Source organism: Cellulosimicrobium sp. ES-005 (assembly GCF_040448685.1).
Lineage (GTDB): Bacteria > Actinomycetota > Actinomycetes > Actinomycetales > Cellulomonadaceae > Cellulosimicrobium > Cellulosimicrobium cellulans_G.
The window spans coordinates 1,360,077-1,378,351 of record NZ_CP159290.1 but is presented as its reverse complement, the minus strand read 5'-3'; the positions used below and the strand labels follow the sequence as shown (position 1 = coordinate 1,378,351).

The 18,275-nt window shown below is 74.0% G+C and carries 17 protein-coding genes; 6 read left to right on the top strand and 11 right to left on the bottom strand.

All coding sequences use genetic code 11. The features are described 5' to 3' along the window. Positions 1–10 precede the first annotated feature (10 nt). The 4 genes from ABRQ22_RS05835 to ABRQ22_RS05820 all read left to right on the top strand — a co-directional run bounded on the left by ABRQ22_RS05835 (position 11) and on the right by ABRQ22_RS05820 (position 4,996). Positions 11–1,441 carry a hemolysin family protein gene (locus ABRQ22_RS05835; RefSeq protein WP_353708876.1) on the top strand — a complete coding sequence of 477 codons (1,431 nt, stop codon included), beginning with the start codon at positions 11–13 and terminating at the stop codon, positions 1,439–1,441. Beyond that, the gene (locus ABRQ22_RS05830; protein WP_353708875.1) at positions 1,438–2,469 is read left to right on the top strand and encodes a hemolysin family protein; all 1,032 of its coding nucleotides are present in this window, start codon (positions 1,438–1,440) and stop codon (positions 2,467–2,469) included. The genes ABRQ22_RS05835 and ABRQ22_RS05830 overlap by 4 nt, the downstream gene beginning before the upstream one ends. 80 nt (positions 2,470–2,549) lie before the next feature. Continuing rightward, complete coding sequence (locus ABRQ22_RS05825) at positions 2,550–3,755, top strand: acyl-CoA dehydrogenase family protein (RefSeq protein WP_353708874.1); 1,206 nt, start codon at positions 2,550–2,552, stop codon at positions 3,753–3,755. 89 nt (positions 3,756–3,844) lie between these two features. Continuing rightward, the gene (locus ABRQ22_RS05820) at positions 3,845–4,996 is read left to right on the top strand and encodes a PLP-dependent transferase (protein ID WP_353708873.1); all 1,152 of its coding nucleotides are present in this window, start codon (positions 3,845–3,847) and stop codon (positions 4,994–4,996) included. A gap of 16 nt (positions 4,997–5,012) precedes the next feature. Here the strand turns inward: ABRQ22_RS05820 and ABRQ22_RS05815 are convergent, their stop codons facing one another. Continuing rightward, complete coding sequence (locus ABRQ22_RS05815) at positions 5,013–5,372, bottom strand: DUF6191 domain-containing protein (RefSeq protein WP_353708872.1); 360 nt, start codon at positions 5,370–5,372, stop codon at positions 5,013–5,015. A 169-nt stretch (positions 5,373–5,541) separates the two neighbouring features. Here ABRQ22_RS05815 and ABRQ22_RS05810 point away from each other — a divergent pair, with 169 nt between their 5' ends. Beyond that, the gene (locus ABRQ22_RS05810) at positions 5,542–6,264 is read left to right on the top strand and encodes a hypothetical protein (protein ID WP_353708871.1); all 723 of its coding nucleotides are present in this window, start codon (positions 5,542–5,544) and stop codon (positions 6,262–6,264) included. A gap of 28 nt (positions 6,265–6,292) precedes the next feature. On the opposite strand, the gene ABRQ22_RS05805 is transcribed toward ABRQ22_RS05810, so the two are convergent. From ABRQ22_RS05805 to ABRQ22_RS05780, 6 genes are all read right to left on the bottom strand, one after another. Beyond that, positions 6,293–7,351, bottom strand: coding sequence for an NAD(P)H-dependent glycerol-3-phosphate dehydrogenase (locus ABRQ22_RS05805; RefSeq protein ID WP_353709507.1), 1,059 nt, complete (start codon positions 7,349–7,351; stop codon positions 6,293–6,295). Between the two features lie 20 nt (positions 7,352–7,371). Beyond that, the gene (locus ABRQ22_RS05800; RefSeq protein ID WP_353708870.1) at positions 7,372–8,097 is read right to left on the bottom strand and encodes a lysophospholipid acyltransferase family protein; all 726 of its coding nucleotides are present in this window, start codon (positions 8,095–8,097) and stop codon (positions 7,372–7,374) included. 32 nt (positions 8,098–8,129) lie between these two features. Then, positions 8,130–8,735: a response regulator transcription factor gene (locus ABRQ22_RS05795; RefSeq protein WP_047232570.1), complete on the bottom strand. Its 606-nt coding sequence runs from the start codon at positions 8,733–8,735 to the stop codon at positions 8,130–8,132. Further along, positions 8,732–10,036 carry a sensor histidine kinase gene (locus ABRQ22_RS05790; protein ID WP_353708869.1) on the bottom strand — a complete coding sequence of 435 codons (1,305 nt, stop codon included), beginning with the start codon at positions 10,034–10,036 and terminating at the stop codon, positions 8,732–8,734. Before ABRQ22_RS05790 ends, ABRQ22_RS05795 begins: the two co-directional genes overlap by 4 nt. Before the next feature lie 75 nt (positions 10,037–10,111). After that, a complete protein-coding gene (gene murA, locus ABRQ22_RS05785) occupies positions 10,112–11,428 on the bottom strand; it encodes a UDP-N-acetylglucosamine 1-carboxyvinyltransferase (RefSeq protein ID WP_064317243.1) in 1,317 nt (438 codons plus the stop codon). A gap of 374 nt (positions 11,429–11,802) precedes the next feature. Next, positions 11,803–12,843: an adenosine deaminase gene (locus ABRQ22_RS05780; RefSeq protein WP_353708868.1), complete on the bottom strand. Its 1,041-nt coding sequence runs from the start codon at positions 12,841–12,843 to the stop codon at positions 11,803–11,805. Between the two features lie 202 nt (positions 12,844–13,045). Here ABRQ22_RS05780 and ABRQ22_RS05775 point away from each other — a divergent pair, with 202 nt between their 5' ends. Further along, positions 13,046–14,407: a lytic polysaccharide monooxygenase gene (locus ABRQ22_RS05775; protein WP_353708867.1), complete on the top strand. Its 1,362-nt coding sequence runs from the start codon at positions 13,046–13,048 to the stop codon at positions 14,405–14,407. 50 nt (positions 14,408–14,457) lie between these two features. Here the strand turns inward: ABRQ22_RS05775 and ABRQ22_RS05770 are convergent, their stop codons facing one another. The 4 genes from ABRQ22_RS05770 to ABRQ22_RS05755 all read right to left on the bottom strand — a co-directional run bounded on the left by ABRQ22_RS05770 (position 14,458) and on the right by ABRQ22_RS05755 (position 18,262). Next, positions 14,458–15,162 carry a response regulator transcription factor gene (locus ABRQ22_RS05770; RefSeq protein ID WP_353708866.1) on the bottom strand — a complete coding sequence of 235 codons (705 nt, stop codon included), beginning with the start codon at positions 15,160–15,162 and terminating at the stop codon, positions 14,458–14,460. Then, a complete protein-coding gene (locus ABRQ22_RS05765) occupies positions 15,159–16,415 on the bottom strand; it encodes a histidine kinase (protein WP_353708865.1) in 1,257 nt (418 codons plus the stop codon). The genes ABRQ22_RS05770 and ABRQ22_RS05765 overlap by 4 nt, the downstream gene beginning before the upstream one ends. Positions 16,416–16,424: 9 nt before the next feature. Further along, complete coding sequence (locus ABRQ22_RS05760; RefSeq protein WP_353708864.1) at positions 16,425–17,294, bottom strand: CPBP family intramembrane glutamic endopeptidase; 870 nt, start codon at positions 17,292–17,294, stop codon at positions 16,425–16,427. A gap of 155 nt (positions 17,295–17,449) precedes the next feature. After that, positions 17,450–18,262 (bottom strand): GIY-YIG nuclease family protein, encoded by an 813-nt coding sequence (locus ABRQ22_RS05755; RefSeq protein WP_253050512.1) that lies wholly within the window; start codon positions 18,260–18,262, stop codon positions 17,450–17,452. Between the last annotated feature and the right edge of the window lie 13 nt (positions 18,263–18,275).

The following is an 18,275-nucleotide window of genomic DNA, read 5'->3' as shown; positions in this document are numbered from 1 at the left end:
TGCGGGCACGATGACGACCTTCCTCTCCCTCCTGCTCGGGCTCCTCGTGGTTCTCGCGATCACGGCGGCGACGGCGTACTTCGTCGCCCAGGAGTTCGCCTACATGACCGTCGACCGCTCCCGCCTGGGAGCCAAGGCGGAGGCCGGCGACGAGTCGGCCCGGCGCGCGCTCGCCGTCACGAGGCGCACGTCCTTCGTCCTGTCCGGGGCCCAGCTCGGGATCACCGTGACGGGCCTGCTCGTCGGCTACGTGGCCGAGCCGCTCATCGGCGAGTCGCTGGGCACGATGCTCGGCGGCGTGGGAGTACCCACGGGCGTCGGCGTGGCGGTGGGCACCGTGCTCGCCCTCGTGCTCTCGACGATCGTCCAGATGCTCTTCGGCGAGCTGTTCCCCAAGAACCTCGCCATCGCGCGGCCCGAGCCGCTCGCGAAGGGCCTGGCCCGCTCCACGACCGCCTACCTCACGGTGTTCGGCTGGCTCATCGCGGTGTTCGACAAGGCGTCCAACGCCCTGCTGCGCCTCCTGAAGATCGAGCCCGTGCACGACGTCGACAACACCGCGACCGCGCGCGACCTCGAGCACATCGTGGCCGACTCGCGCGAGAGCGGGGACCTGCCCGACGAGCTCTCCGTGCTGCTCGACCGCATCCTCGACTTCCCCCAGCGGGACGTCGAGCACGCGATGATCCCGCGCTCGCGCGTCGGGACGGTCCGCCCCGACGCGACCGTCGCCGAGGTCCGCGAGCTCATGGCCCGCGCCCACACCCGCTACCCCGTGGTCGACGAGACGGACCAGCCGCTCGGCGTCGTCCAGCTCGCCGACGTCCTGGCGACCGACCTGCCCGACGGCGCGCCCGTCACCGCGCTCATGCGCCCGGCCGTCGTGCTGCCCACGCTCATGACGCTGCCCGACGCGCTCGCGCAGCTCAACGCCACGCGCAACCAGCTCGCGTGCGTCATCGACGAGTACGGCGGGTTCACCGGCGTGCTCACGGTCGAGGACCTCGCCGAGGAGCTCGTGGGCGAGATCACCGACGAGCACGACCCGGAGCAGCCCGTCACGGTCACGGCCGAGGACGACGGCGTGTGGGTCATGGGCGGCGACGTCCACGTCGACGAGGCGGAGCGCGCGATCGGGCAGGACCTGCCGCGCGGCGACCACGAGACGGTCTCCGGGCTCCTCATCGCCCAGCACGGCGCCCTGCCGCGCGCGGGCGACACGATCGAGGTCCCGCTGCCGGACGACCCGGCCGACCTCGTCCACGACGTGCCCGTGCACCGCTCGCTCGTCGTCGACGTCCTGTCGGTCGAGCGGCACGTGCCGCGCCTCGTGCGGGTCCGGCTCGTGGAGCAGCGGGGCGACGCACCCGCCGCCGACGAGACGGGCGAGAGCGCCCGACCGACCACACGCCCGGCGACCGCTGCGGAGGAGTCCCGATGAGCAACCCCTGGGTCGTCGTCGTGGCGACCGTCGCGATCATCGCGCTCAGCGCGTTCTTCGTCGCCGTGGAGTTCGCGCTCCTCGGCGCCAAGCGGCACCGCCTCGAGGACGCCGCTCCGACCAGCCGCGCCGCGCGCGCGGCGCTGCGCAGCTCGAACGAGCTGACCCTGCTCATGGCGGGCGCGCAGCTCGGCATCACGGCGTGCACCCTCGCGCTCGGCGCCATCACCAAGCCCGCGGTGCACCACTGGCTCACCCCGGTCTTCGAGACCTGGGGCGCGCCCCTGTGGGCCGCCGACGTCGCGGGCTTCGTGCTCGCGCTCGTCATCGTGACGTTCCTGCACCTCGTCATCGGGGAGATGGCGCCCAAGTCGTGGGCGATCGCCCACCCGGAGCGCTCGGCCACCCTGCTGGCGCTCCCGATGCGCGGGTTCATGTGGGCGTTCCGCCCGCTCCTGCGCTGGCTCAACGCGCTCGCGAACCGCTGCGTGCGGGCCGTCGGCGTCGAGCCGGTCGAGCACGTCGAGGGCGGCGGTCAGGACCCCGCGACCCTGCGCCACCTCGTCGAGCACTCGGCGAACGTCGGCGCGCTCGAGGCGTCGTACCGCGTCCAGATCTCCGGTGTCATCGAGCTGGAGACCCTCACTGTCGACGCTCTCGTGCCCGCGGAGGGCCGACCCACGTCGGTCCCGGCGACCGCCACGGCCGCGGACGTGCGCGCCGCGTCCGCCCGGTCGGGCCACCTGCGCATCCTCGTCGAGAACGGGAGCGTCGTACCGAAGGTCGTGCACGTGCGCGACACGCTGCTGGAGCCCGACGACCGGCCCGCCGGGGAGCTCGCGCGCCCGGGGTTCGTCCTCGCGTCCGGGACGACCGTGCACGCCGCGCTCGCGCGCATGCGCGAGTCGAGCGAGCAGCTCGCGGTCGTCATGGACGGCGAGCGGTTCGTCGGCGTCGTGACGCTCGCCGACGTGCTGCGCCGGATCCTGCCGACCCCGGAGGATCCGGTGCCCGCGCTCGTCGGCTGACCTGCCCGGCGTACGGTGGAGGGCCTCGGCGACGCGCGTCGCCGGGGCCCCTCGCCGTCCGCCCCGACCGAAGGCAGGCCATGCCCACGCCCGTCACCCCGTCGTCCTCCCCGTCCTTCTTCGCTCCCCCGTTCCCGGAGCCCCGCTCCCTCCTGTCCGACGACCTGCTCGACGCGGTCCGTGGCCGCGCCGCGGGCTACGACCGCGACAACGCGTTCTTCGACGAGGACCTCGCGGCGCTCGTCGACGCGGGATACCTGCGCGCGCTCGTCCCCACGTCGTTCGGCGGCGCCGGGCTCGGCCTGCGCGAGGTCGCGCACGAGCAGGCGCGGCTCGCGGGCGCGGCGCCCGCGACGGCGCTCGCGGTGAACATGCACCACGTGTGGACCGGCGTCGCGCGCTACCTGCACGAGCGCGGCGACTCGTCGCTCGACTGGCTGCTCGAGGAGGCCGGCCGCGGCGAGGTGTTCGGCTTCGGGTACTCCGAGGGCGGCAACGACCTGGTCCTGCTCGGGTCCCGCACCGAGGCACGACCGGACGGCGCGGGCGGCTACACGTTCCACGGCCGCAAGATCTTCACGTCCAACTCGCCCGCGTGGACGCGGCTGGGCGTCCTCGGCCTCGACACTGCGTCCGACGACGCCCCGCGCCTCGTGCACGCGTTCGTCCCCCGGGACTCCGGGGTCGAGGTGCTCGACGACTGGGACACGATGGGCATGCGGGCCTCGCAGTCCCGGTCCACGGTGCTCGACGGCGCTCACGCGCCCGCCGACCGCGTCGTCCGGCGCCTCGCGCCCGGCCCCACGCTCGACCCGCTCGTCGTGGGGATCTTCACGACGTTCGAGACCCTCCTCGCGTCCGTCTACACCGGGATCGCGGAGCGCGCGCTCGAGCTCGGCGTCGCCGCGGCGCGCCGCCGCACGTCGATGAAGAACGACGGCGCGTCGCTCGCGCAGGACCCGGACATCCGGTGGCGACTCGCCGACGCCGCGCTCGCGCTCGACGCGGTCTGGCCGCAGATCGACACCGTCGCGGGCGAGCTCGACGCGCTCGTCGACCGCGGCGCGGGCTGGTTCCGCGCGACCGCGGGGCTCAAGGTGCGCGCCACGGAGACTGCGAAGACGGTGGTCGACCAGATGGTGCGCGTCGCCGGCGGGTCGAGCTACTTCGCCGGCAACGAGCTGGGCCGCCTGTACCGCGACGTGCTCGCCGGGATCTTCCACCCGTCCGACGACGAGTCGGCCCACTCGACGGTCGCCCAGTCCCTCCTGGGCCCGCCCGCCTGACCTTCCCTCCCTCCACCCGCCGAGTCGGGTGGTGGTCAGGGGGTGGTTGGTCGGGGCAGCCGTCGCGCAGGCGGGCGTACGCTGCGGCCATGAGCGACCCGCACGTCCCCGCCGCCCTCTCCCCCGCGACCGTCGCCGTCGCTGCCGGGCGGCCCGAGCGCGGGCAGGGCGCGCCCGTGAACCCGCCGATCGTCTTGTCGTCCACGTACGTCTCGCAGGGTGTACAGCAGCCTGGTGAGCTCCTGTACACGCGGATGGACACCGAGACCTGGCACCCGTTCGAGGAGGCGCTCGCCGCGCTCGAGGGCGCGGCGGAACCGGGCGTGGTCTTCGGCTCGGGGATGGCGGCCGTCGCGGCCGTCTTCTCGTTCGTCCCCGCCGGTGGCAGGGTCGTCCTTCCCCGGCACGCCTACCAGGTGACGCTCGGCTTCGCGGACGACCTCGCCGCGCGCGCGGGCGTGGAGGTCGTCCGCGTCGACGTCGCGGACACCGACCAGGTGCTCGCCGCTCTCGACAGCGCCTCGCTCCTGCTCGTCGAGTCGCCGACCAACCCCATGCTCGAGGTCGCCGACCTGCCGGTGCTCCTCGCGGCGGCGCGCGACCGGGGCGTGCTCACCGCCGTCGACAACACGTTCGCGACACCGCTCGGGCAGCAGCCGCTCGCGCACGGGGCCGACGTCGTCGTGCACTCGGTGACGAAGTACCTCGCCGGGCACTCCGACGTGGTCCTCGGCGCCGCGGTGGCCCGGACGCCCGAGCTCGTCGCGGCCCTGCGCGCGTACCGGACCCTGCACGGCTCGATCCCCGGCCCGTTCGAGGTGTGGCTCGCGCTGCGCGGCCTGCGCACCCTCGCGCTGCGCGTCGAGCGCGCCCAGGCGAACGCCGCCGAGCTGGCCAGGCGGCTCGCCGACCACCCGGACGTCGTCGACGTGCGCCACCCGAGCCTGCCGACGGATCCCGGTCACGAGCGCGCGTCGCGCCTCATGACGGGCTACGGGTCGATCCTCGGGGTCCGCCCGCGCGGCGGAGCGTCGGGGGCTGACGCGGTCGTCGCGGCCGTGCGCCTGTGGGTGCCGGCGACGAGCCTCGGCGGCGTGGAGTCGAGCCTGGAGCGTCGCCGACGGTTCGCGACCGAGTCGCTCACGGTCCCCGAGGACCTGCTGCGGCTCTCCGTGGGCATCGAGGACGTCGAGGACCTCTGGCAGGACCTCGACCGCGCGCTGCGGGCACCCGCCGACTGACCTCCCCCGAGGTGCGCTACCGTGCCTCGACGTCCGGGCGCCCGGGCCGCGACGGGTCGGGCGTGCCCACCGGGCCCGCCGGGACGTAGAAGACGCCGTCGTCGAGGTCGACGTCGAACGGACGCCCCTCCGCGGGGCGCTGCACGATGTCGAGGCGCTGACGCTCCTTCTCCTCGGTGAGGTGCGTGCGGCTCGGCTGGAAGATCTCGACGATCTCGCCGAACATGCCCGACGACGCGCTCTCGCCCCCACCCGCGTCGCGGCGGGCGCGCGCCTCGGCGCCGGAGGTGAACCGCGTGATCCCGACGACGAGCAGCACCGTGAGCGCGACCGTGACGAGCACGCCCACCGCGTCTGCGCCGATCCCCTGCAGCATCTCCCGAGCCTAGCGTCGACCACCCCGACCGGACCACGACGGCAAGGCCCCGCGCACACGACCCCGGGACGACGTCGACATCCTGCCGAGACACCGCCGTGACCCGACCGGAACCGGACCGTGCCCTGTCCGCCGCGCGGGCGTGACCTGCGCTTTCTACGATCGAGCCATGAGGACACGACGAGCGGTGCAGACCGGAGGCCGGCGAGGACGGCCCGCCCTGGCGAGGCCGCGACGACGCCCCGCGGCAGCCGCCGCGGCAGCGGGGCTCGTGCTGGCCCTCGCCGCGTGCACGCCGGGCGGCACGGACGACTCCCCGTCGCCGTCGGGCACCGCGACGAGCGACTCGCCCAGCCCCACGGACGCGCCGTCCGACGGGTCGGGCGAGAACCCGACGGACGACTCGTCGGCACCGGCCGACGACGCGACCGAGGCCCCGCTGCCGTTCCCCGCGAACACCGATCCCGACACCCAGGACCCGTCCGCGGACGCAGCCCTGACCGTGACGGACATCCGGATCGGTCACCACGACGGCTTCGACCGCGTCGTCTTCGAGCTCGGCGGCACGGGGGCGCCCGGGTGGCTCGTCGAGTACGTCGACCAGCCGATCGACGACGGCAGCGGCAACGTCGCGACCGTCGACGGCGACGCCTACCTGCAGGTCATGATCTCCGGCTCGGGATACCCCATGGACACGGGCGTCGACGAGTACGCGGGCCACAACCCGGTGCGCGCCGGCGACGACGGCGAGGTCGAGGAGGTCCTGCTGCGCGGGGTCTTCGAGGGCTACACGCAGGCGTTCGTCGGGGTCGACGACGAGCAGCGACCCTTCCGGGTGTTCTCGCTCGAGGACCCGACGCGCGTGGTGGTCGACGTCCGCGACGACGACTGACGCTCCGCGCCCGGCCCCGCAGCCGTCCTCAGCGCTCCGCCGAGATCCCCTCGGCCTTCTGCGGCCGGGCGAGCAGGCCGCGCGCCATCTCGTCGACGGGCATGCCCTCGTGCAGCACCGCGACGACGCCGGCCGTGATGGGCATCTCGACGCCCACCTTCTGCGCGAGCTCGAGCACCGACCGGCAGGACTTGACGCCCTCGGCCGTGCCGCCGGTGGCGGCGATCGCGTCGTCGAGGCTCAGCCCCTGGCCGACGTGCTTGCCGAGCGTGTGGTTGCGCGAGAGCGGCGACGAGCACGTCGCCACGAGGTCGCCCATGCCCGCGAGGCCGGGGAACGTCTCGGCGTCCGCCCCGAGCGCGAGGCCCAGGCGCGTGATCTCGACGAGCCCGCGGGTGATGACCGTGGCCGTGGTGTTGTAGCCGAACCCCCGCCCCTGGGCGATCCCCACCGCGAGGGCGATGACGTTCTTGACCGCGCCGCACAGCTCGACCCCGACGACGTCGCGGTTCGTGTAGGGACGGAAGTACGACGACGAGCAGGCCCGCGCCACGTACCGCGCCACGTCCTCGTCGACGCACGACACGACGGTCGCCGTCGGCTGGCGGTGCGCGATCTCGCGCGCCAGGTTCGGGCCCGACACCACGGCGACGCGCTCGGGCGGCAGCCCGAGGGACTCGGCGACGACCTCGCTCATGCGGCGGTCGGTGCTCAGCTCGACGCCCTTCATGAGCGAGACCGCGACGGCGTCGGGCTCCAGGTGCGGGCGCAGCTCGGCGAGCGTCGTGCGCGCGACCTGCGAGGGGATCGCGACGACCACCAGGCCCGCCCCGGCGAGCGCGTCGCGCGCGTCGGTCGTCGCCCGGATGCCCGCGGGCAGCTCGATCCCCGGGAGCCGCTTCTCGTTGCGGCGCTCGACGTTCACCTGCGCGGCGACCTCGGGGTCGCGGCCCCACAGGCGGACCTCGCAGCCGGCGTCGGCGAGCACGGCGGCGAACGTCGTGCCCCAGCTCCCCGACCCGAGGACCGCGGCGACGACGCGCTCCGGGGGAGGGGCGTCGTCGGCGCCGAGCGGCGCGGGACTGATCTCGACGGTCTGGTCCCCGCTCACCGACGGCGCTCCGAGCCCGGGTGCTGACGCAGGTCGAAGCGCTCCGCGGGCGCCTTCGCGCCGCGGATCTCCTCGAGCTGGCGCGTGATCGCCGCCATGATGCGCTCGGTCGCCTCGCGCAGCGTCGCGGTGTCCTGCGGGCGGTCGTAGAGGTCGGACAGGTCGACGGGCGGGCCGGCGTGCACCGCCACCCGCTTGGGCGGGATCGGCTTGAACACCTTGCCGTACGGCGCGAGGAGCTGCTCGGCGCCCCACTGCGCGATGGGAACCACAGGGGCGCGGCTCGTCAGGGCCAGCCGCGCGACGCCCGTCTTGCCGACCATGGGCCAGCCGTCGGGGTCGCGCGTCAGCGTCCCCTCGGGGAAGAACACGACGCACTCCCCCTCGTCGAGGCGCGCGGTGGAGTCGACGAGCGACTGCGCGGCGCCCGCGGTACCGCGGTGGACCGGGATCATGCCCGTGCGACGCAGGATGCCCCCCAGGACCGGCACCGTGAACAGCGACGCCTTGGCCGTGATCTTGGGCGCGCGCCCCTGGTCGTAGAGGAAGTGCGCGAGCGTCACGGGGTCGACCTCCGTGACGTGGTTCGCCGCGGCGATGAAGCCGGTCGCGGGAAGGTTCTCCGCGCCGCGCCAGTCACGGCGGGTGATCGCGAAGAGGATCGGGCGCAGGAAGAACGCGAGGGTCTTGTACGCGCGCGGGGTCTCGGGCAGGCTCGGCACGGTCACCGAGCCTACCGGGCGCGGCCCGCCGCTCAGATCCAGCCGTGCCGCCGCGCCACGTGCGCCGCCTCGTGACGGTTCGCCGCCCCGAGCTTCGCGGCGGCCGACGACAGGTAGTTGCGCACCGTTCCTGGGGCGAGGTGGGCGCGCGTCGCGATCTCCTCGACGGGCGCCCCGTCGGCGGCGAGCTCGAGCACGTCCGCCTCGCGCGCGGTGAGCGGGCTCGCGCCCGCGGCGATCGCCTCCGCGGCCAGCTCGGGGTCGACGTAGCGGCCGCCGTCGCGCACCTGCCGCACGACGTCGGCGAGCACGCGCGACGAGACCGTCTTGGGCAGGAACCCGCGCGCGCCCGCCTCCAGCGCGCGCTTGAGATAGCCCGGCCGGCCGTGGCTCGTGACGATCACCACACCGCACGACGGCAGGTCGCGCGCGAGGCGCTGCGCGACCTCGACCCCGTCGAGCCCGGGCATCTGGAGGTCGAGCACCGCGACGTCGGGCTCGAGCTTGAGGGCGGCGGCGACGGCCTCGGGACCCGAGGCCGCCTGCGCCACGACCTCCAGGTCGTCCTCGAGGGCCAGGAGCGACGCGACGGCGTCGCGGATGAGGTTCTCGTCGTCGGCGAGCAGGATGCGGATCACGCGCGCGTGGTCCTCTCGGTGGTGGGGGCGGGAAGGTCGCGAGCGCTGCCCCGCGCCGGTGCCCCCCGGGCCGCGCCGTCGTCGGGCACGCGCGCGACGAGGCGGTACCGGCCGCCGTCGGACCACGTGCGCAGGCTCCCGCCGGCGCCCTCCAGCCGCTCCCGGAGACCGACCAGCCCGGAGCCGCGTCCGTCGCCCGTCCCCGTGGGGGCGCCGTCGTTGACGATCTCGACGACGCTCGACGTCCGGTCCCGGTGCACCGTGATCGTGCACGTGCGGGCGGTCGAGTGCCGCACCACGTTGGTGACGCCCTCGCGCACCGCCCAGGCGAGCGCCTCCTGCGCGTCGGCGCCGACCGGGGTCTCCTCGCCGTGGACGGTCGTCTCGATGCCCGCCGAGCGCAGGACCGAGCGGGCGCCGACGAGCTCGGCCCCGAGGTCGGCGGTGCGGTAGCCGGCGACGACGGCGCGCACCTCGCGCAGCGCGTCCTGCGCGATCCGGCGCACCTCGAGCATCTGCTCCTCCGCGCCGGGGCGGCCCCGGGCGGCCAGCTCCGCGGCGAGCTCGCTCTTCACGGCGACGACGGACAGCGTCCGCCCGAAGACGTCGTGCAGGTCGCGGGAGAACCGCAGCCGCTCCTCCGCGACGGCGAGCCGGGCGTGGAGCACGCGCGTGCGCTCCTGCTCCCACACGATGCCGAGCATCCACACGGACACGCGGTAGGACCCGAACACGGCGACGAGCATGATCGTGCCCGACAGCCCGAGGCCGAACGCCATGCCCGCGGTCGTCGAGGTGATCGGCCCGGTGCCCACCCACACGGAGCACCCCGTGACCGCGCCGAACAGGACGGCGAGGAGGGCGAGGCGCCGGAAGGTGAGGAGCGGCACGACGGCGAGCGTGCCGAACCCGAACCCCAGCAGGAGCGCGTAGTACCGGGCGCTCCCGGCGACGTCGTCCGCCGAACCGACCGGGAAGGTCCAGAACCCGACCACCGCGACCGCGAGGGACACGGCCCCGTGGAGCGCGAGCAGCCACGGGCGCACGACCGGGCCCCCGAGGAAGTGCACCACCCCCGCCCGGAGCATCGCGAGGCACGTGACGGTGTGCGCGAGGACGAGCAGCAGCCACGCGTTGACGGCCCCCGGCCGGAACGTCTGGTCGACGCCGACGAGCGCGAGCGCGAGGAACGGCTCGAACAGCGAGAGCAGGTACAGCGACCAGCGCGTGTAGGCGTCGAACCGCTCGGGCGCGGTCCGACGGCTCCACACGTCGAGGAACGTGCGTGGTCGGGTGATCACGTCGACCAGCGTCGCACGCACGCGCGCCGCAGCGCCGTGACAGGCGTCATGACCTGCGGTGACGACGCCGCGGGGTCAGTCGCGGCGGACGTCGGCACCGAGCGCGACGAGCTTCTCCTGGAAGTTCTCGTAGCCGCGGTCGATGAGGCTGATGCCGCGCACGGTCGACGTGCCCTTCGCCGCGAGCGCGGCGATGAGGTGGGAGAAGCCGCCGCGCAGGTCGGGGACCTCGATGTCGGCCGCGGCCAGCGGCGTCGGGCCGGAGATCACCGCGGAGTGGTGGAAGTTGCGCTGGCCGAACCGGCAGTCGCGCCCGCCCAGGCACTCCTTGTAGACCTGGATGGTGGCGCCCATGCCGCGCAGCGCGTCGGTGAAGCCGAACCGGTTCTCGTAGACCGTCTCGTGCACGATCGACAGGCCCTTGGCCTGGGTGAGCGCGACGACGAGCGGCTGCTGCCAGTCCGTCATGAAGCCGGGGTGCACGTCCGTCTCGAGGACGATCGGCGACAGGTCGCCGCCCGGGTGCCAGAACCGGATGCCGTCGTCCTGGACGTCGAAGCGGCCGCCGACCTTGCGGAACGTGTTGAGGAACGTCATCATCTCGGGCTGCGTCGCGCCCTTGACCGTGATGTCACCGCCTGTGGCGAGCGCGGCCGACGCCCACGACGCCGCCTCGATGCGGTCGCCGAGCGCCGTGTGCGTGTACCCGTCGAGGCGGTCCACGCCCTCGATGCGGATCACGCGGTCGGTGTCGACCGAGATGATCGCGCCCATCTTCTGGAGCACCGCGATGAGGTCCATGATCTCGGGCTCGATCGCGGCGTTCGCCAGCTCCGTGATCCCCTCGGCGCGCACGGCCGTGAGCAGGAGCTGCTCCGTGGCCCCCACCGACGGGTACGGCAGCGCGATCTTGGTGCCCTGCAGGCGGCGCGGGGCGCGGATGTGGATCCCGTTCTCGCGCTTGTCCACGACGGCGCCGAACTGGCGCAGGATGTCCAGGTGGTAGTTGATCGGCCGGTCGCCGATCCGGCACCCGCCCAGGTCGGGGATGAACGCCTCGCCCAGGCGGTGCAGCAGCGGGCCGCAGAACAGGATCGGGATCCGGCTCGAGCCCGCGTGCGCGTCGATGTCCGCGACGTGCGCCGACTCGACGTTGGAGGGGTCCAGGTCGAGGATCCCCGCGTCCGGGTCGGACTTCACCGCCACGCCGTGCAGCTCCAGCAACCCCGTCACGACGCCGACGTCGCGGATCTGCGGCACGTTGCGCAGCACGCTCGGCGACTCCCCCAGCAACGACGCCACCATCGCCTTGGACACGAAGTTCTTCGCGCCCCGTACGGTGATCGTCCCGTCCAGCGGGGTCCCGCCGTTGACGTACAGCACATCCTTCATGAGCTCTGGTCGCCCTCTCGCCAGCCGATGGTCCGTGGTGCCCCTGCGGGCCCGGTCCCGCGTGTCGTGGCCGCGGACGGCTCATCCGCGGGCGCGGGGCCCGAGTGCGCCAACATGCGGCACCCGGAGATTATTCACCCCCGCGGGCATGCTCGCCGCCATCCGGACGGCGGCGGCCGTCCCCGACACGTTACTCCCCGGTACGCCTGCGCGGGACGAGCGCCCAGAACCGCGAGGTAGAGCCCTGGTCCCGCGGGGTAGAGCCCTGGTCATGACCATGCCTCTACCTCGGCGGACCAGGGCTCTACCTGGGCGGACCAGGGCTCTCTCCCTCGGCGGACCGGGGCTCTCCCTCGGTGCAGCCGGAGGCCGGGTCAGACGGCGGTCGGGTCGAACCCCGCGACGTACCGGTCGATCTCGGCGAGGTAGGCGGCCCGCTGGGAGTCGCCCAGCCACGACGCCTCGAACGAGTTCCGCGCGAGCTGCACGACCTCCTGGGTCGTCAGGTCCGCGGCGTCCGCGAGCGCCACGTAGTTGTCGGCCACGTAACCGCCGAAGTACGCGGGGTCGTCCGAGTTCACCGTGACGCGCACGCCCGAGCGCAGCAGGCCCGCGATCTCGGTCGCCTTCATGTCGTCGGTGACGAACGAGTTCGAGACGGGGCAGCACGTGAGCCCCAGGCCGCGCTCGCGGACGACGTCGACGAGCGCCGGGTCCTCGACGACGTTCGTGCCGTGGTCCACGCGGTCGACGCCGATCTCGTCGAGCACGGTGCGGATGTTGTCGATGCTGCCGACCTGGTCGATGTCGCAGTGCATCGTGAGCCGGTAGCCGAGCTCGCGGGCGCGCGCGAAGACGTCGGCGAACTTCTGCGGCGGGTTGTCGCGCTCGTCCGAGTCGAGCCCGACGCCCAGGATCTTGTCCCGGAACGGCACCGACGCCTCGAGCGTCTCTGCCGCGCTCTGTGCGGAGTGGTCGCGCAGGAAGCACAGGATGAGGTGCGCGTCGATGCCGTGCTTGCTCGGCGCCTCGGCCGCGGCGCGGTGGTAGCCCGTCACGACCGCCTCGAACGGCACGCCCCGCGACGTGTGCGCCTGCGGGTCGAAGAACATCTCGGCGTGCTTCACGCCGTCCGCCGCCGCGCGGGCGAGGTAGGCGTCGGCGAGCTCGTAGAAGTCGTCCGCGGTCTGCAGCACCTCCATCGCCGGGTAGTACACGGCGAGGAAGCTCGTCAGGGAGTCGAACGCGTAGGTCGCGCGCACCTCCTCGACCGTCGTCTGGCCGATGTCGATCCCGTTCTTCTGCGCGAGCCGCAGCTTGAGGTCGGGCTCGAGCGTGCCCTCCAGGTGCAGGTGCAGCTCCGCCTTGGGCAGGCCGGTGACGAACTCACGGGTGGGCGTCGTGGGCGCGGGCATGGGTCTCCTTCTCGGGTCGGTGTCCCCCCGCCCCCATCCTCCCCCGTGCACGACGCCGGGGCGCACCCGCCCCCGGGACGGCCGCACCGGCGTCGGGCTCGCGGGGACGGTGGCGGCCCGAATCGATTAGGCGGCTGACGCCGCGGGCGGGTGCGAGGCATGGTCGTCGCGTTCGACATCCGAGAGCGAAGGAGCTGGAGAGATGCGACGCATCGCAGCGTGGGCCGCCGCCGTGGTCCTCGGCGCGGCCGGGCTCGTGGCGGCCTCGCCACCCGCCCCGGCCGCCGCGCACGGGGCGGAGGTGTTCCCGGGGAGCCGCCAGTACCTGTGCTGGGTGGACGGCCAGACGGGCAACGGGCAGGTCGACCCGCAGAACCCGGCGTGCGCGAACGCCTACGCGGTCAGCGGGACCTCGGCGTTCTACAACTGGTTCGGGAACCTGGACTCGAACGGCGCGGGCCGGACGGTCGGCTACGTCCCCGACGGGCAGATCTGCGACGGCGGGGGGCGCGGCCCGTACGACTTCAGCGGGTTCAACGCCGTGCGCGACGACTGGCCGCGGACGCACCTGACCGCCGGGGAGACCTACCAGTTCCAGCACAACAACTGGGCCGAGCACCCGGGACGCTTCGACGTCTACGTCACCCGGGAGGGCTGGGACCCGTCGAGCCCGCTCGCCTGGGACGACCTCGAGCTCGTCGACAGCGTGACGAACCCGCCGGACACGGGCGGACCCGGCGCCCTGAACTACTACTACTGGGACGTCACGCTTCCGGCGGACCGCAGCGGCGACCACATGATCTTCACCCACTGGGTCCGCTCGGACAGCAACGAGAACTTCTACTCGTGCTCCGACGTCGCGTTCGACGGCGGCGCCGGCGAGGTCACGGGGATCGGCGACGACGGCGGCGAGCCGACCGAGCCGGCGTGCCCCGACGAGGCGCCGGGCGCCCCGGGAACGGTGATGGCCATGTCCGTCACCGCGACCAGCGCGCACGTCATGTGGGGTGCCGCCGAGTCCGGGTGCGTCACCGGGTACGACGTGCTCGACCCCGTCACCGGCCAAGTCCTCGCGAGCACCGACGGGTCGCCCATGGTCGACCTCACCGGTCTCGAGCCCGACACGGCGTACACGGTGGAGGTCCGGTCGCGGAACGACCACACCGGGGCGGTCTCCGGGACCAGGAACGTCACGTTCACGACGCTGGACGACGGCGGCACCCCCGAGCCCACCGGCGCGTGCACCGTCGACTACTCCGCGGCCGCCTGGGGCGGCACGAGCACCGGGTTCACCGCGTCGGTCACGGTGACCAACACGTCCGCCGCGACCGTGGACGACTGGGTCGTCACGTTCGACTACCCCGGGGGTCAGCGGGTCGACGCGCCGGGATGGAGCGCGGCCGTCGCCCAGACGGGCACCACGGTCACGGCGACCCACCCGGCGTGGCAGCCGAGCATCGCGCCGGGGCAGTCGGTCACGTTCGGCTACAACGGCGCGACCACGACGGCCGGCACCCACCCCGATCCCACCGGGTTCACGCTCGACGGGGTCGCCTGCGACTGACGCGCGACGACGGTGGGCCGGCGGGGACCGCCCCGTCGGCCCACCCACCTCTAGTCCGTCGCCGAGACCAGACCCACGCGGTAGGCGAGCACGACCGCCTGCACCCGGTCCCGGAGCCCGAGCTTGGCCAGGATCCGGGACACGTACGTCTTGACGGTCTCGGGGGTGATGACGAGCACGCTCGCGATCTCCGCGTTGGACAGCCCCGCGGCGAGCTGCTCGAGCACCTCGAGCTCGCGCGGGGTCAGGGCACGCACGACGTCGTCCCGCGCGGGGCGGGAGGCGTCGGTCGGCCGCACCCGCTCGGCGTAGCGGCCGACGAGGGCGCGGGTGACGCTCGGGGCCAGCAGGGACTCGCCCCGGGCGATCGTCCGGATGCCCTCGACCAGCTCGGCGGGAGGGGCGTCCTTGAGCAGGAACCCGCTCGCCCCGGCGCGCAGCGCCTCGTAGACGTACTCGTCGACGTTGAACGTGGTCACCATGAGCACCTTCGCCGGCGTCTCGACGTCGGGCCCGGCGATCTGCCGTGTCGCCTCGATGCCGTCGAGCACGGGCATCCGGATGTCCATGACCACGACGTCGGGGCGCAGCCGTCGCGCGGCCTCGACGGCCGCCCGGCCGTCCTGCGCCTCGCCGACGACCTCCATGTCGGCCTGCGCGGAGAAGATCGTGACGTAGCCGACCCGCACCAGCTCCTGGTCCTCGCAGACCAGGACGCGGATCGGGGGCCGTGGCCCCGGCGGCGAGACGGTCATGGGCTGCTCCTGGTCGGGGCGGTGGTCGGGGCGGTGGGGATCCGGGCCCGCACGCGGAATCCCCCGTCAGGCGTGGGGCCGGTCTCCAGGTCCCCGTCGAGGACGCGGACGCGCTCGCGCAGACCGGCGAGCCCGCGACCGGCCGGTGGCGCCGGATCCACGGTGCCAGGCCCGTCCGGCGACGGAGTTCCCGGCCTGGCGACCGACGAGTCGGGTCCGCCGGTGCTCACCTCGGCCTCGACGTGGTCGGCGCCGTGCCGCACGCGGACCGTGGTCGGGCGCCCGGGCGCGTGCTTGAGCGCGTTGGTCAGGCCCTCCTGCACCACCCGGTAGGCGGCGAGCCCGACGGCGTCGGGCAGGTCGCGCCGTCGACCCTCCTCCGTCCACTCCACCGGTTGGCCGGACCGGCGGGCCTGGTCGACGAGGTCGCCCACGCGGCCGAGGACCGGCGCCCGCTCCGCCGGGGCCGCCTCGCCCGTGGCCTCGAGCACGCCCAGCAGGTGCCGGAGCTCCGTCAGGGCGCGTCGCCCGGTGCCGCTGATCGCGACGAGCCCTTCGGCGGCGCGGTCGGGTGCCGCGTGCAGGAGGTACTGCGCGGCGTCGGCCTGCACGACCATCGCGGTCACGTGGTGCGTCACGACGTCGTGCAGGTCCCTCGCGATCCGGGCGCGCTCCTGAGCGGTCGCGACGGCGGCCGCGAGACGCCGACGCTCGACCTCCTCGGCCCGCCGGCGACGCACTCCCGCGCCGGCCGACCAGATCACCACCAGGACGAGGTAGAACGCGAGGAACACGGGCAGCCGGTTGGGCGAACCGAGGCCGGACAGCGTGGCCGCGAGGACGACGTAGCCACCGGTCACCACGGCGGCGATGATCCGACGAGACCGCGCCAGGTGGGCCCCGGCGGTGTACAGCGCCACGTAGAGGCCGACGCTCGCGAACGTCGGCGGGCAGGCCAGCACCTGCGCCGCGGCGAAGGCGGCACCGACGACGGCGAGGCAGACCCCGGGTACGCGGCGGCGGAACGCGAGCGGCAGGCACTGCGCGAGGGCGAGCGTCACCGCCAGCGCGTCCGTCGGCCGCTCGGGCAGGTCACCGAGCTCGACGCCGATCGTCGAGAGCGTCGGGACGAACCCGAGCACTGCGAGGGCGACCGCGAGCGACGCGTCCAGCGCGTCCTGCCGTCCCGGTCGCCACCGTCGACGCGGCTCACCGGGGCGTGACGCCCGGTCGAGGACGGGGTTGTCGGGCACGGCCCGAGCCTACGGGCGACGACGGCGGGCCGGGACCCACGTCCCACGCCGGCGCGCGAGCACGAGCATCGGGACGGCGATCAGCACGCCGAGCACCACGGTCACCACCGATCCCTCGATGCCGAACGCTCCGCCCGTCAGCAGGCTCGGCCCCGAGATGTCGGCGACCAGCAGGCCCGCGGAGGCGTGCCCCGAGACGGGGATGCCGAGCAGCGCGATCGTGGCGTTCCAGGCGAGGTGCAGGCCGATGGCGAACCACAGGTTCCGACGCCAGAGGAACGCGGCGCCGAGCAGTCCGCCCGCCTCGATCGCGATCGCCAGCGCGCTCCACGCGGTCGCGGCGGGGTTGAACAGGTGCGTCAGACCGAAGAACAGGGCCGTGATCCCCAGCGCGACCCAGCTCCCGAGCAGACGCTCGAGCGCCTGGAGCGCGAAGCCACGGAACATGAGCTCCTCGGTGACGGCGGCGCCGACGGTCACCGCGACGATCGGTGCCACCACCGCGAGGAGGCCGCCGTCGGCGACGCGGAACGTGTAGCCGCCGAGGGCCGTGACGACGGCCGCGGACACCGCGACGAAGCCGAGCCCGACCGCGGCGCCCCGCAGCGCCTCCGGCACCGCGCGGCGGCCGGCGAGCTCGGGCGTGCGGCGGTGGGCGACGCACCGCATGACCACCCGGTAGACGACGACCGCGAGCGCCGCGCCCAGCACGGGGAGCAGCAGGAACTGTTCGGCCGACGCCGTCAGACCTCCGACGAGGGCGACGCCGACCACGCCGATCAGCATCCACGTCAGGGGGTGCCGCAGGAAGCGGGACATCGGGCCGCCGCCGTCGTCCTCCCGGGTCCGGGGGCGAGGTGTCGTGGTCGTCGTGCTCATGCGGGCCTCCGTCGCTGTGCGTGACCGCCCGGCTGGGCGACCACCGGCAACGCTAGGAATCCGGGCGCTCCGGCGAATCACCCCCGGGTGAGCAGTCCGGATAGCTCTCACGGGGGACCCACGCCGCGGCAGACCCGCCTCGTGACGCCCGGAGCTCAGTTGCGGTTCAGGCCGTGCCTCCGCGAGTCCAGGGCGACCTTGAAGTGGCTCTCTGCCTCGTCGATCACCCGCGTCGGTGTCGACGGGTCGAACACCCGCAGCAGCGAGAAGCGGAAGCCGGTGGGGTCGACGGTGCGCAGCTCGACGTTGCCACCGTGGCCGTTGGTCGCGTACGCGGTCCAGCGCTGCCGGATGCTCTCCGCACCGTCGGCCTTGCCCACGTAGTGCCGACCGTCGCGGGTGTCGGTGATCAGGTAGACACCGACGACGGAGGCCAGCGCCGTGCGCCACGCGGCATAGCGGTGCTCGCGCATCACCGCCTGCAGCTGCGCGTGGTCGAGCACGAGCCGGTCGAAGCCCGGGAACGGCACGGGCCGCGCGTCGGCGATCTCCATGACCGGGTATCCCGCCGCGGTCGGCCCGTTGAGCCGCCACGTGCGCGGCGACCGCCAACCGATCACCAACCGGTCCCTCAGGTCCGCGAGCCGCTCGGACCTGACCAGGTCGAACGTGCGGAGGGCCCCGTCGTTCGAGACCTCACCGCGGTTCTCCAGCACCGACCACAGCCGCGCCCGGTCTCCACCCTCGCGGACGAACACGACCCAGATGCCCGGCGGAGCAGCCGGGAAGATCCGTGGCGACGCCGACTGCCGGCGTGTGTACGCCAGGATCTCGTCATCGGTCGAGTCCGCGTGGATGCCCGGCAGGCCCGTGTCCTCGTGCTCCTTGACGAAGGCGTGCCGGATCACGAGGGCCTCCGCGGGGTCGATGAGCCCGCTGCGCAGGATCGGTTCGAGCGTCAGTGTCATGTGCCGGTCGGTC